This is a genomic window from Gordonia alkanivorans (assembly GCF_004011905.1).
GTDB lineage: Bacteria > Actinomycetota > Actinomycetes > Mycobacteriales > Mycobacteriaceae > Gordonia > Gordonia alkanivorans.
Genome location: NZ_CP027114.1, coordinates 478,212 through 491,700 on the forward strand (window position 1 = coordinate 478,212; position 13,489 = coordinate 491,700).

General features: G+C 66.6%; 15 protein-coding genes. 8 read left to right on the forward strand and 7 right to left on the reverse strand.

Features of this window, described 5'->3' with window-relative positions; genetic code table 11:
- Positions 1-74 precede the first annotated feature (74 nt).
- Positions 75-647 (forward strand): hypothetical protein, encoded by a 573-nt coding sequence (locus tag C5O27_RS02180; RefSeq protein ID WP_035755297.1) that lies wholly within the window; start codon positions 75-77, stop codon positions 645-647.
- Positions 648-664: 17 nt separating this feature from the next.
- Here C5O27_RS02180 and C5O27_RS02185 read toward each other — a convergent pair whose 3' ends face one another.
- Positions 665-1,093 carry a DoxX family protein gene (locus tag C5O27_RS02185; RefSeq protein WP_006356906.1) on the reverse strand — a complete coding sequence of 143 codons (429 nt, stop codon included), beginning with the start codon at positions 1,091-1,093 and terminating at the stop codon, positions 665-667.
- A gap of 217 nt (positions 1,094-1,310) precedes the next feature.
- On the opposite strand from C5O27_RS02185, the gene C5O27_RS02190 reads away from it, so the two are divergent.
- Both C5O27_RS02190 and C5O27_RS02195 read left to right on the forward strand, forming a co-directional pair.
- On the forward strand, positions 1,311-2,678 hold the full coding sequence (locus tag C5O27_RS02190) for a M1 family metallopeptidase (protein WP_006356905.1): 1,368 nt from the start codon (positions 1,311-1,313) through the stop codon (positions 2,676-2,678).
- Positions 2,679-2,686: 8 nt separating this feature from the next.
- On the forward strand, positions 2,687-3,985 hold the full coding sequence (locus tag C5O27_RS02195) for a polysaccharide biosynthesis protein (protein ID WP_127961805.1): 1,299 nt from the start codon (positions 2,687-2,689) through the stop codon (positions 3,983-3,985).
- On the opposite strand, the gene C5O27_RS02200 is transcribed toward C5O27_RS02195, so the two are convergent.
- Entirely contained in the window at positions 3,963-4,829 is an 867-nt protein-coding gene (locus C5O27_RS02200; RefSeq protein ID WP_127961806.1) for a glycosyltransferase family 2 protein, read from the reverse strand. The genes C5O27_RS02195 and C5O27_RS02200 overlap by 23 nt on opposite strands.
- Positions 4,830-4,896: 67 nt before the next feature.
- On the opposite strand from C5O27_RS02200, the gene C5O27_RS02205 reads away from it, so the two are divergent.
- Complete coding sequence (locus C5O27_RS02205; RefSeq protein WP_006356915.1) at positions 4,897-5,598, forward strand: glycosyltransferase family 2 protein; 702 nt, start codon at positions 4,897-4,899, stop codon at positions 5,596-5,598.
- 7 nt (positions 5,599-5,605) lie between these two features.
- Complete coding sequence (locus C5O27_RS02210) at positions 5,606-5,971, forward strand: DUF2304 domain-containing protein (protein WP_075863610.1); 366 nt, start codon at positions 5,606-5,608, stop codon at positions 5,969-5,971.
- Positions 5,972-6,090: 119 nt separating this feature from the next.
- Here C5O27_RS02210 and C5O27_RS02215 read toward each other — a convergent pair whose 3' ends face one another.
- Together C5O27_RS02215 and C5O27_RS02220 are read right to left on the reverse strand one after the other, a co-directional pair.
- Positions 6,091-6,741 carry an MspA family porin gene (locus C5O27_RS02215; RefSeq protein ID WP_127961807.1) on the reverse strand — a complete coding sequence of 217 codons (651 nt, stop codon included), beginning with the start codon at positions 6,739-6,741 and terminating at the stop codon, positions 6,091-6,093.
- 35 nt (positions 6,742-6,776) lie between these two features.
- The gene (locus C5O27_RS02220) at positions 6,777-7,370 is read right to left on the reverse strand and encodes an MspA family porin (RefSeq protein WP_042378245.1); all 594 of its coding nucleotides are present in this window, start codon (positions 7,368-7,370) and stop codon (positions 6,777-6,779) included.
- Positions 7,371-8,122: 752 nt separating this feature from the next.
- Between C5O27_RS02220 and C5O27_RS02225 the strand changes: the two genes are divergently transcribed.
- Positions 8,123-8,902, forward strand: coding sequence for a GntR family transcriptional regulator (locus C5O27_RS02225; RefSeq protein ID WP_075863607.1), 780 nt, complete (start codon positions 8,123-8,125; stop codon positions 8,900-8,902).
- A gap of 39 nt (positions 8,903-8,941) precedes the next feature.
- Here C5O27_RS02225 and C5O27_RS02230 read toward each other — a convergent pair whose 3' ends face one another.
- Together C5O27_RS02230 and rfbA are read right to left on the reverse strand one after the other, a co-directional pair.
- On the reverse strand, positions 8,942-9,568 hold the full coding sequence (locus tag C5O27_RS02230) for a dTDP-4-dehydrorhamnose 3,5-epimerase family protein (protein WP_006356920.1): 627 nt from the start codon (positions 9,566-9,568) through the stop codon (positions 8,942-8,944).
- Positions 9,569-9,596: 28 nt separating this feature from the next.
- Positions 9,597-10,472, reverse strand: a complete 876-nt coding sequence (rfbA, locus tag C5O27_RS02235) for a glucose-1-phosphate thymidylyltransferase RfbA (protein WP_127961809.1) — start codon at positions 10,470-10,472, stop codon at positions 9,597-9,599.
- Between the two features lie 97 nt (positions 10,473-10,569).
- Between rfbA and rfbB the strand changes: the two genes are divergently transcribed.
- Positions 10,570-11,574 carry a dTDP-glucose 4,6-dehydratase gene (gene rfbB / locus C5O27_RS02240; protein ID WP_127961810.1) on the forward strand — a complete coding sequence of 335 codons (1,005 nt, stop codon included), beginning with the start codon at positions 10,570-10,572 and terminating at the stop codon, positions 11,572-11,574.
- 51 nt (positions 11,575-11,625) lie between these two features.
- Entirely contained in the window at positions 11,626-12,645 is a 1,020-nt protein-coding gene (gene galE, locus C5O27_RS02245) for a UDP-glucose 4-epimerase GalE (RefSeq protein ID WP_127961811.1), read from the forward strand.
- A 4-nt stretch (positions 12,646-12,649) separates the two neighbouring features.
- Here the strand turns inward: galE and C5O27_RS02250 are convergent, their stop codons facing one another.
- A complete protein-coding gene (locus C5O27_RS02250) occupies positions 12,650-13,486 on the reverse strand; it encodes an MBL fold metallo-hydrolase (protein WP_006356924.1) in 837 nt (278 codons plus the stop codon).
- Between the last annotated feature and the right edge of the window lie 3 nt (positions 13,487-13,489).

A 13,489-nucleotide genomic window follows, 5' to 3' on the forward strand; every position in this document is an offset into this window, starting at 1 on the left:
AGAGATCGGCGCGGGTTGTCCCAGTTCGGTCAATACGCCGGTAACCGTCAGCGGAATCGACCAGAATGACGAAGATGATCGAGGAATTGCAGGTCGAGGCCGAAGCTCTCCTCTCCGCGGGCGAATACGAGCATGCGCTCGCCGCATTCTCGGTCCTCCGCGAGGTCAGGGCACGACGCGAGGGACCGTACTCGACGAAGTATCTGTCCAACCTGCACGACTGCGTCCGATGCATGTCGCACCTGCAGCTGTGGACCGACGCCAACTACCTCTGCAGCGAGCTGCACGGCAAGTACGTGCGCACCCACGGCCGCGGGGAAGCCGACACCGTCGACGTCGCCAAACACTGGGCCTGGGCGCTCGTCAACCTCCACGACTACCCGACGGCCATCCGCCTCTACCTCATGACCGCCGACGCTCTCTGGGACATCGACCCCGGTCAGGCACAGCGCCTTCTCGGTGCCGCCGTGATCCACCGGCATGACACCGATCCCCTGGAGATCCTCACCCCGGGCGAGATCGACGGAGTGGGCCTGCACCACGCCGACGAGGAACGCACGGTGATCGCTCGCCTGGTGGCTCAGCTCGCCGACAACGACACCGCCTCGCGGAGTTCGGCCACCATCGACGGCCTCGCGTTCGCCTGACCCGACGAGAGTCGAGGTCAGACCACGTCGGTTCGACGCCGCCGTCGCATGATGTAGCTGTCGGCGGCGGCACGCCCCGCCGAGGTGAAGCCGACCGCCAGGAGACCGGCGATCAGTGCCAGCGGCCATTCGTAGCCGCTGTCGGCGTTCCAGAATCCCGCATCCCAGTGCACGAACACGATCGCGCCGATCATGTCCGCGATCAGCAGCGTGGCGACGATGGGAAGCAGCAGGCCGAGGATCAGCAGGATGCCGCCGACCAGTTCCACCCAGGTCGCGTAGTACGCGGCGAGATCGGGGTACGGCACGTCCATGCCGGCCGGACCGAAGGCCACCTTCGTGGCGTCCATCCCCTGCGTCACCAGCTTCTGCCAGCCGTGCGCGATGAAGATGATGCCGAGTATCAATCGCGCGAGAAACTGCGCGACACTGCCGAATCCGCTCATAACCCTGCTCCTCGCATCGTCGGGCGGGCCCGGATCCCCGCCGCCAGGTACTCTCACAGTGTCCGCGACGACATCACCTCGTCGCGGGTGTTACGCCGAAATCGAGTCATCAAACGCAACCGCGTCGTGACCAAAGGCACCGTACCGGCGCCCGGGGGCCACGGCCGTCCGACCGCCGGCGAACATGCCATACGGCAGAACGGAGTAGGAGTCGAGAGTGCCGGGAAAGTCTGGCCTGGGGTCGCGAGCAAATACCGGGCAGCCCGTCCTGGGCGCACCGTCCGATGTCCTCGATCCGTACGTGCCGGACAACGGGAATCTCGGTTTCCGGATCTCGCGCTACGACCTCGAACTCGAGTACAAGGTCGCGAGCAATCGCCTCGACGGCACCGCGGTCCTGACCGCGACGTCGTTGCGCGAGCTCAAGCGCTTCACCCTCGATCTCGCGGGCACGATGTCCGTGCAGCGGGTCTCGGTCAACACCAAGCGCGCCCGCTACAGCCATCGCCGCAACAAACTCACCATCACCCCCGACACCCCGGTGCCGCCCGGCGGCGCGATGACGATCACCGTCCGCTACCACGGCAGCCCCCGTCCGATTCGAGGCCCGTGGGGCGAGGTGGGCTGGGAGGAACTGACCGACGGCTCGCTGTGCGCCAACCAGCCCAACGGCGCCGCATCGTGGTTCCCGTGTGACGATCACCCGAGTGCCAAAGCGCCGTACCGGATCTCGATCACCACCGACAGTCCGTACCACGCGCTCGCCAACGGCGTGCTGGAGTCCAAGCGGGTCCGCGCCGCACAGACCACCTGGGTTTACCAGCAGGTGGAGCCGATGCCCACCTACCTGGCCTCCATCCAGATCGGCCAGTACAAGCAGATCCCGTTGGCCGACAAGCCTTTTCCGGTTACCGGGCTCATCCCGTCCCGTCTCGAGGAGAACTTCGGGATCGATTTCGGACCACAGATGGACATGATCTCGGCGTTCATCGAGATGTTCGGGCCCTATCCGTTCCCGCAGTACACCGTCGTCGTCACCGACGACGAACTCGAGATCCCCATCGAGGCACAGAGTTTCTCGACCTTCGGTGCCAATCACTGCGACGGCAGCCGCGACGCCGACCGCCTCATCGCCCATGAGCTCGCACATCAGTGGTTCGGCAACTCGGTGACCGCCGCGCGCTGGCGGGACATCTGGCTGCACGAGGGATTCGCCTGCTACGCCGAGTGGTTGTGGAGCCAGCGATCCGGTGGCCGAAGCGCCGACGAGTGGGCCCGCCACTACTACGAGAAGCTCGACGCCGCGCCGGTGAAGGTGCCGCTGGCCGATCCCACCCCGCGCAAGATGTTCGACGACTGGGTCTACAAACGCGGTGCGCTGACGCTGCACGCCCTACGTCTGCGGATCGGCGACGGCGACTTCTTTGCCCTGCTTCGCCGCTGGACCGAGAAGTACCGCTACGGGTCGGTGACCACCGAGGACTTCATGTCGCTCGCCGCCAACCACTCGTCGAAGCCGCTCAAGGACCTGTGGGACGCCTGGCTGTTCACCCCCGAGCTACCGCCGTTCCCCACTCCGTCCTGAGGCACCTCATGACGACGGACACGCCGGCACCGACGCCGGACTCCCCTTCCGGCGCGGCCGAGGGAACCGACACCGACGCGCGGTCGCTGGGACGCGTCACGATCGCGACGCTCATCGCCGCCGCGTCGGGCTATGTCGTGCTGCTCTTGGCCGCACGACATCTCGGCGCGATCGGGTACGGAGTCTTCGCGGTGTTCTGGGCGGCCTACGGCCTCGTCACCGGTGCGCAGAACGGTCAGCTGCAGGAGACGACGCGTGCCGTGCGCGCGGCCTCCGACGATGCCGTCCGGTCGCGACCGTTGCCCGTGAACGTCGGGATCGGAGTCGGCCTGGCCGCGCTCGTGGCCGCGACCTCGCCGCTGTGGAGCGGTGAGGTGTTCACCGATCAGCGTTGGCTGTCGGTGGCGTTGCTGTCGGTCGGGGTGGCGAGCTTCGCGGTGTACGCACACCTGTGCGGCGCCCTGTCCGGGATGCTGAGCTGGTCGTCGTTCGCGGTGTTGCTGTCTGTCGACGCGCTGATCCGTCTCGCCGGTGCCGTCGTCGCGGTGGCCGCCGGCTGGGGCACCACAGCATTCCTGGTCATCACCGTCATCGGTTCCGCGTCGTGGGGCCTGCTGCTGCTCGGTTCATCGGCGGCCCGCCGGGCGGTCGGGATCGGCGGGGACGTGTCGCCGCGTCGACTCACCACCAACACCCTGACCGCGATGGCCGCCGCCGCGGCGAGTGCCGTTCTCGTCATGGGCTTCCCGGTGCTGATCAACCTGACCGCCAACCTGCGCGGCACCCCCGACGCCGACGAGGCCCGGATCATCGGCGCACTCATCCTGGCGGTGACACTCACGCGTGCCCCGCTGCTGGTGCCGCTCAACAGCTTCCAGGGCGTGCTGATCTCGCGATTCGTGGACGGCCGCGATCGGCGGATCGCCGCGCTGGCCGCTCCGCTCGGCATCGTCGGCATCGTCGGCGGGGTCGGGGTCGCGGCCGCGTGGCTGGTCGGGCCCTGGCTGCTCCGGTCGGTCTTCGGCGCCGACTTCGACCTCGACGGCTACGTCGTCGCACTCCTCACCGCAGGTGCCACGTGCCTGGCCCTGCTGACCGTCACCGGTGCCGCCGCGATCGCCGCCGGCGCGCACCGCTGGTATGCGGCCGGGTGGTGGGTCGCGACCGTGGTCGCGGTCGGGATGCTGCTGATCCCGGCCGACGTCGAGGTCCGGACCTGCGTCGCCCTCGTCGTCGGACCACTCGTGGGCCTCGGCGTGCACATGGTCGGGGTGCTGCGGCGGCCTAGTGCCCCTGTCGCCGGGTGAGCCCCGTCGAAACCTTGCCGACCTGCGCACCAACCCGCGCCTGCAGGTGGTTCATCCTCGAGGTCGCATGCAGCCGGGCCGCCCGCGCCGCCTTGGGCCAGCCGCGTTCCGCGCACCGCTGCGCCTCCTCCGCGAAGAAGCGGTTCTCCTCGTCGAAGCGCCGTCCGTCGACGGCCTGCACCGAACTCACTGACGCGCTGTGGCGGCGGTAGGAGAACACGACCTCGGGGTCGTAGACCAGTGAGCCGTCGGCGGCGGCAAGGTCGACGAGGAGCGCAAGGTCGAGGACGATCTCCAGTCCCGGCCGGAAACCCACCTCACGCACCGCGGCGGTCCGCCACAGCAACGACGGGAAGTACGTCCAGTTGCCGTGGTAGAGGCTGGTCGCGAGGCGTTCACCGGACAGCACGGTCGCCCGGGAGGGCGCCAGCACGTTCTTCATCCGGTCCCCCAGCGGACGCACCGCACGGCCGTTCTCGTCGATGACGTCGACTCCGGGCGCGATGACCGACGCGTCCGGGTGGTGCCCGGCCAGGGTGCGGACCGTCGCCAGGTAGTCGGCGTGCATCACGTCGTCGCAGCCCATGACGACGAACCAGTCGGCGGTCACGAGGTCGACGCAGCGCCGGAAGTTGCCGTTGACGCCGAGGTTGGTGTGGTTGCGCACGTAGCGGACGCGGGCGTCGTTCAGCGAGGCGAGCCATTCGCGGGGCGTGGGGTCGGGATAGCAGTCGTCGACCACCACGAGCCGCAGATCCGGGTCACTCTGGTCGAGGACGCTGGTCACCGCCTCGCGGAACTGCGCGACGTCGCCGTAGAAGGGCATCATCACGTCGATCGGCACCCGACCAGACTAGCCGGGCCGTGCCGGGCGATGAGTACCGCGACCGGCCGGGTTAGGGTTGTTCACCATGGCCGACCCCATCACCAATGCCGACGTCTGGCTGGTGGTACCCGTCTTCAATGAGGGACAGGTGATCCGGGGGGTCGCCGCCAAGGCGCGCGAGACATTTCCCAACATCGTCTGCGTCGACGACGGCTCGTCGGACAACTCGGCCGAGGAGATCAGGGCCGCCGGCGTCCATCTCGTGCGGCACCCGGTGAACCTCGGGCAGGGCGCCGCCATCCAGACCGGCGTCGAGTACGCCCGCAAGCAGCCCGGCGCGCGCTTCTTCGTCACCTTCGACGCCGATGGCCAGCATCAGGTCGACGACGTGTCGGCGATGGTCGCCCGCCTGCGAACCGAACCGGTCGACATCATCGTCGGCACCCGCTTCGCCGAGGGCCGCAGCGAGTCCGTCCCGGTGTTGCGTCGAATGGCCCTGCGCACCATCGTGTTCCTCAGCCCGCGCACGCGGCGGCTCGGATTGTCCGACGCGCACAACGGACTTCGTGTCTTCAACAAGAAGGTCGCCGACGACCTCGACCTCCTCATGAGCGGGATGAGTCACGCATCGGAGTTCATCGCGCTGATCGACCACCACAAGTGGCGGGTCGCCGAGCAACCGGTCACGATCCTCTACACCGAATACTCACGCGCGAAGGGACAGTCGCTGATCAACGGCGTCAACATCGTCGCCGACGGCCTGTTCCACACCCGGATGAGGAAGTGAACAACGCATGATCTGGTTCCAGATCCTCGCGATCATCGGCCTGCTCGCGCTCGTCGGCTTCTTTGTCGTCAACCGCGGCACCGCCCGGTCGTCGGCCGGTGTGAAGATCCTATTCGTCGCCTTCGTCGGCTTCGGCCTCTACGCGATGCTGCGCCAGGACGACGTCACCTGGGTCGCGAACAAGATCGGAATCCAACGCGGCCTCGACCTCGTGCTGTTCCTACTGGTCATCGCGTTCGCGTTCACCACGGTGTCCACATACCTGCGGTTCCGCGACCTCGAGGTCAAGTACGCCCGCCTGGCGCGCGCGATCGCGTTGCAGAATGCCGAGAAGCCGCACCGACCGGGAGAGACCGGCGGCGTTCAGGACTGAGGGCTCGTATAGTGCGGCGCCTCGGCTCTCGACCACGGCTCTCGACCACGGCGAGCGGTCCCCACTCCGACGCACCTGTCCGAAGTGGGAACCGCCTCACCCGTGAGAGGGAACCTTGATCAGCCCAAGCTGAACGGCTTGCCCCACAGGACGGTCTCGCTCTTGAGCCCGCCCGCCGTGACCTGGATGGACATCCGCGCCCGCGCCTGGGCGTACCCGGCGCATCCGTTGACCCGCAACGGTTCCTGGCTGTAGGCGACGGATGCGCTCGTGCCGGCGAACTTGTACCCGTTGATCCGGTACAGCTCGTTGTCGGCATCGACCAGCGAATTGGTCTGGTTGATGATCGGCACATACGCCGCCTGACCGGGTCCCAGGGACAGCGTGGAACCGGCGCCGGCCGACGCCATGCCGGACTGGTTCGCCGTCGAATTGCCCGAGAATCCGACACCCGCCAGATTGACCTGGCAGCCCACCACGTAGCCGCCCTTGATGATGCCGCCGGTCGCCTTGCCCGTCAGGGACACGCGCACCTTGCCACTGACCCAGACCTCGCGGCTGGTCGGCACCGCGGCCACACCCGATCGCTGGTAGGAGACCCGCTCCTCGGCCAGCTTCGCGGTCATCGACGTGCCGCCGCCGAGGTCTTCGTATGCCGAACCGCCCGGCAGTGGTCCCGCGACGGCCGAACCCGCCCCCAGGGCAGAACCTGCCCCGGCTACGACGGCCAGGGCGACTACTCCGCGAACGGCCAAAATCCTGTTATTCATCCGCTGTGTTCTTCTCTCTCGCTGGGGAATTCGGCTCAGTTGAGGCTGAACGGCTTGCCGTAGAGGGTCGACTGCACGTAGGCACCCTCGCCGCCGATGTTGTTCGCCGTGGTGCCTGCATCGACGGCGTATCCCTCGACTGCCTCCACCTTCGCGAAGGAACGGGCCTGCGCGAATCCACCACAACCCTGCACTTCGACCTCCAGCCCGGAATACTGATACCGAGCCAGTCCGTCGACGATGGGTTGCACGGACAACTGGACGGCCTTGATCTCGCCCGGCGCCAGCGGGAACGAGATACTGCCAGAGACCGTCGGGGCCGCGGACAGCGTCCCGGACACCCCGGCGGTCAGGTTGCCGACCGAGACCTGGCAGCCGACGAGGTACCCGACCCTCAGCCGGCCCTCCCCCTTCGACACCCGCGTCGTGACCTCGCCCGACAGCACCGCTGAACGCCCGATGCCGTTGGCGGCCATCGACGTCGCGGGCATCGCGGTTTCGCCCGTACGCCAGGTCTGCACCGTCACGGCACCCTCGGACACCTTCTTGTACCCGTTCGGCAGCGGAGCCGCCGAAGCCGGTGAGGTTCCCGATGCCAGCAGCACCAACGCCGCCGCCGCTACCGCCATACCTACTTGTTTCACTCCTAGAACCCTTCTTCGCAGGACATTTGTTCGGACATCACCGGGCACGGACGCACGCCGAAGAGACCGACGGCCCACAAGCCACGGTTGTCGAACGCACGCAGCAGCCCGACTTCTCGTCGAGGCCGACGTGTTCAGTGATGAAGTCGCTACCCGGACAGCATCTTTCGACCTCACTTGCACGGATCGGAGAACTCGCCGCACGCACCTCCACGCGATGCTCTGGACGGCCGACTCAGGTGCGTGGCGAGTCCGGCTTCGGCCGGCACCGCACGCGCGAGCGCGCACTGCCTTTCGTGATGCCGTTCATTTGTACGGACAATGTATAGCCCAGAGACCCAGATCTCCACAAGGGTCGTCCAGTGACGCATCCCACCTTCTACCACCAGGGACGGCGATCGGCCCGCGCGTACGATCATCAAAAGGCGAGGTCGCCGGGATGCCACCGATGCCGGCAGGCTACTGGGAGACAGACAGGAAATGTTGTCTCACTGGGCTTTCGTACCATCGTCGGGCGTGCTCGGCGGTTTGCACGGCGACGAACTCGGACGCCTACGCGACCCATTTGGCGTGCGTGCACGAGAACGCTCAACCCGTCCACTGCGGCGCCGCTGGTCCTCATCCAAGTCCGGACATTGCGGGAGACGCACGTCCGAAACCAGCGCCACACACCCCAACGGGGACGACTTCTGATAGGACGGTACGCAGTCGACCGACGCTCTACATCAAGGAACTCCGTGACCGAATCCGAGAACTCAGACAGCGAGCCGAACAGTCCACGCGACAGGCGCGGCGGCCCGCTCCATCGCGAGCTCTCGCGAACGCTTCGGGCAGAGATCGCGGCAGGCGAATACGACATCGGCAGCAAGTTCCCGACCGAGATGGAACTGTGCGCCCGATTCGGCGTCTCGCGCCACACGGTCCGTGCCGCGATGGCAGATCTGCGACAGAGCGGACTGATCTCCCGCCAGCGGGGCGTCGGAACCACGGTGCTGTCGTACGTCTCGCAGGCACGCTACATCCTGCGGGCGTCGGACGAGGACAATGCTGTGCGGCAGTACACCGAGAGCACCCGGTTCGAATTGATCGATGAGCCGGGACCGGCCGCGGTGTTCGACAGTCGTCGTCTCCTCCTCGGCGACGCGCGCGACTGGCTCAAGTGGACGGGGCTGAGACGAACCGTCGACAATCCCCTGCCCATGGGTTTCAACACCTACTACATTCCCACCAAATACGCCGTCGCGGTCCGAGACCGTGTTGCAGATGCGCAAACTGCCGTGTTCCCTCGCATCACCCGCGAGTTCGGCTTGACCCTGCAGAGTCTGGAACAGTCCATCGCGGTCACCCTGTTGGACGACCACGAAGCCGAGCATCTTCGGGCGGCAGCAGGCAGCCCGGCACTCGCGATAACGCGGCGATTCATCACCGAGGACGGGCTCATCGGGGTCTTCGAGGGAATTCACCCCGCCGACCGTTACGCCACGACGATGCGTTTCGATGTCGAGATCAGTGAGTGACCGAGCGGCATACGGCGGCTGAGGACAAGCGTCAGGTCACTACAGCTGATCGCCGGCGAGCCCCCGCAGGAATGCGGTTACGTCGTCGTGATCCGGAAGCAGCCCCGACTCGCGCGCCTCGGTGAGACCCGGTGCGGCGGTGTCCTTCTCGGACAGTTCGTACTCCAGCGGCGACCCGTCGCGGGCGTGCGTCGGCCACTCGATGCCGAGTTCGGGGTCGAGCGGATTGATGCCGTGTTCACCGGACGGGTTGTACCCGGTGGAGCAGAGGTAGGTGACGGTCGAGTTGTCGGCCAGCGCACAGAACGCGTGTCCGAGCCCTTCCGACAGGTAGACCGCACGGCGGTCGACGTCGTCGAGCAGGACGGTGTCGTAGGTGCCGAAGGTCGGGGAACCGACGCGGATGTCGACGATGACATCGAGGATGGCACCCGTCGCGCACGTCACGTACTTCGCCTGCCCCGGAGGCACATCGGCGAAGTGCACGCCGCGCAGTACACCCGCCGCGGACACCGACAGGTTGACCTGGGCAAGGTCGAAGCGATGGCCGATCACCTCGGCGAGCAGGTCCCCTTTGAAGGCCTCGGCGAACAGGCCGCGTGCGTCACCGTGCTGGACCGGCGTGAGTTCCCACGCGCCGTCGATCGTGAGCGGTCGCACCTTCATGGATGAGCCTTTCGCAGCTGATGTGGACTCAGAACCCCTTGCCTCGCTGTAGGAGTTCGAGCAGGTAGTCACCGTATCCGGACTTGCGCAGTTTCTCCGCGCGGGACCGGAGTTCGTCGTCGTCGAGGAAGCCACGACGCCAGGCGATCTCTTCCGGCGCAGCGATCTTGAGACCTTGGCGTTGTTCGACGGTGCGCACGAAGTTACCGGCGTCGAGAAGGCTGTCGAAGGTTCCGGTGTCGAGCCAGGCGGTGCCGCGCGGCAGGACCGTCACCGAGAGTTTGCCGCGTTCGAGGTAGTGGGCGTTGATGTCGGTGATCTCGTACTCACCGCGGGCGCTGGGCTCGAGACCTCGGGCGATCTCGACCACGTCGTTGTCGTAGAAGTACAGACCGGGAACGGCGAAGTTCGACTTCGGTTGTGCCGGCTTCTCTTCCAGCGAGATCGCGGTACCGTTCGCGTCGAAGTCGACGACACCATAGGCCTCTGGATTGGACACCCAGTAGGCGAAGACCGCACCGCCGTCGACGTTCTCGAATCCCTGCAACTGACTGCCGAGACCGGGACCGTAGAAGATGTTGTCGCCGAGCACGAGTGCGACCGACTCGTCGCCGATGTGGTCGGCGCCGAGCGTGAAGGCCTGCGCGAGTCCGTCGGGTGAGGGTTGGGTCTTGTAGGTGAGGTTGATGCCGAACTGGTCACCGTTGCCGAGCAGCCCCTGGAAGGCGGGAGCGTCGTGCGGAGTGGTGATGATGAGGATGTCGCGGATACCGGCGAGCATCAGTGTCGAGAGCGGGTAATAGATCATCGGTTTGTCGTAGACCGGGACGAGCTGCTTGCTCACACCCTGCGTGATCGGGTGCAGGCGCGTGCCCGTACCACCGGCCAGAATGATCCCTCGCATGCGCTTCAGCCTAGTGCCCGACGATCCGGCTCACCGAGTGCACACCCGGCGCCTCGGTAGAGTGACGTCCACGAATACCTCAGGCGGAAGGAACGACGTGCGTGTTCTCGTGACCGGTGGTGCCGGTTTCATCGGCGCCAACTTCGTGCTGCGCACCCTGGCCACCCGCCCCGACTCCTCGATCCGGGTCCTGGACAAACTCACCTACGCCGCCAACCCCGAGACCCTCGCCCCGGTCACCGATCGCGTCGAACTGATCGAAGGCGACATCGCCGACGCCGCCCTGGTCCACAGGTTGGTCGGCGAGGCCGATCTGGTGGTGCACTTCGCCGCCGAATCCCACAACGACAACTCCCTGGCCGACCCCTCAGCCTTCGTACACACCAACCTCGTGGGCACCTACACGCTGCTCGAAGCCGTCCGCGCCCATCAGGTGCGCTACCACCACATCAGCACCGACGAGGTCTACGGCGACCTCGACCTCGACGACCCGGCCCGCTTCACCGAGCACACCGCCTACAACCCGTCGAGCCCCTACTCCTCGACCAAGGCCGGTTCCGACCTGCTCGTGCGTGCCTGGGTGCGGTCCTTCGGCGTCGCCGCCACCATCTCGAACTGCTCCAACAACTACGGTCCGTACCAGCACATCGAGAAGTTCATCCCCCGCCAGATCACCAACGTGCTCTCCGGTGTGCGCCCCAAGCTCTACGGCGACGGCCGCAACGTCCGCGACTGGATCCACGTCGACGACCACAACGACGCGGTGTGGACCATCATCGACAACGGCCAGATCGGCGAAACGTACCTGATCGGCGCTGACGGCGAGGTCGACAACCGCACCGTCGTCGAAACCATCCTCGAACTCCTCGGCCAACCGAAAGATGCGTTCGACTTCGTCACCGACCGCCCCGGCCACGACCGCCGCTACGCCATCGACTCCACCCGCCTGCGCACCGAACTCGGGTGGACACCCAGCTACAACGACTTCCGCGCCGGCTTGGCCGCCACCATCGACTGGTACCGCGACAGCACCGACTGGTGGCAACCCGTCAAGGACGCCGTCGAACAGAAATACGCCGCCACCGAGCGGGTGACCGGCTGACCTCTGCCGGTCGTTTGGCGTTCTCCCAGGTCCGCCGCCTACGGTGGTTTCATGCGCGTACTCGTCAGCGGCGGCGCGGGCTACATCGGCTCGCACACCGTGATCCAGCTGGTCTCCGCCGGTCATGACGTCGTCATCGTCGACGACTTCAGCAACGCCAAGCCCACCGTGGTCGGTCGGCTCGAGGCGTTGAGCGGTCGTTCCATCCCGGTGCACGCTTTCGACCTCGCGGACGTGGACAAGACCGAACGCTTCTTCGCCCACGAGGACGTCGACGCGGTCATCCATTTCGCCGGGTACAAGGCAGTCGGCGAGTCGGTGGCCAAGCCGCTGGACTACTACCAGAACAACCTCGGCACCACGTTCTCGCTGTTGCGGGCGATGGAACGCCACGACGTGCACACGCTGGTGTTCTCGTCGTCGGCGACCGTCTACGGTGCGGACCCCGAACTACCGATGACCGAGGACCTCCCGACGTCGGCCACCAATCCGTACGGCTGGACGAAGGTGATGATCGAGCAGGTGCTGCGCGACGTCGCGGCCAGTTCCGACGCCTGGCGGATCGCCGCGCTGCGCTATTTCAACCCGGTGGGCGCGCACCGGAGCGGTCAGATCGGCGAAGACCCGTCGGGCATCCCGAACAATCTGATGCCGTTCGTCGCGCAGGTCGCCGTGGGCCGGCGCGAGAAGCTGTCGGTCTTCGGCGACGACTACGACACCCCTGACGGCACCGGCGTCCGCGACTACATCCACGTCGACGACCTCGCCGCCGGACACGTCGCCGCTCTGGACCGGATCAGCACCGGCGACACCGGCATGTCGACGTGGAACCTCGGTACCGGGCAGGGTGTCTCGGTCCTCGAGGTCGTCCACGCCTTCGAGAAGGCCAGCGGCAAGCCGATCCCGTACGAGATCGCACCCCGCCGACCCGGCGACATCGCCGCGTCGTATGCCGATCCCACCCGGGCGAACGCCGATCTCAATTGGCACGCCACCAAGACGATCGACGACATGTGCGTCGACACGTGGCGATGGCAGTCCGAGAACCCGACGGGCTACCCCGACTCCTGAACCGTCACCGAGCCGCGTACGGATCGTCGGGATCGATGATCTCGTCGGTGGCCCACCCGATGTAGCGCCGGGCCGACGTCTCGACGACCTCGCGTGCGTCCTTGTCCACGACGACGCCGAATGCGTCGTACAGCCGGTCGAACGGCAGGGCCGTGACCCGGTCGACGATCTGACGAACGAGCCTGGGCGACAACGGGATCATGTTCGGATAGCTGCGCATGAACGTCACCATTCCCGGCTGCATGACACCTTTGACGGTGTCGCCGGTCAGCAACGCTCCCCGACCGTCGGCGGCGTCCGGTAGGTGCAGCACCGCGCTGCCGGGAAAATGTCCGCCGCACTGGATGAGTCGCACTCCGCCGAGAACCTCGGCTTCGCCGGACCAGAACTCGACCACGGGGTCCGGCCGGGTCAGCCATCGACGATCGAGATCGTTGTAGAAGACCGGGACCCCGCCGAACCGATGACTGAGCGAGACACTCGCGCCGTAGAGGTGCGGGTGGCTGGCGGCGATGGCCTCGACACCGCCGTGCTCTTCCAGCCAGCCGACGAGGGACGGACCGATGAACCCCGGCGGCTCCCAAAGGATGTTGCCGTTCAGGGTGGCCACCAGGAATCCTCGTTGCCCGATGCCGACCGACGGTCGCAGCGACAACCGGAACAGGCCCGGCTCCAGTTCTGTGGTGTCGAGCGCGTTGTCGGCGTTCTCGTCAAGCCGGGTCCACTGCTGCCCGCTCGTCGGGATCCATTGCCGGTCGTCGTCACAGATCGGGCAGACCTCGGGTAGGTCGGCGTCGGGAGCGAACTCGTTTGCGCAGAAAACGCACATCCACGGCTGCATGGT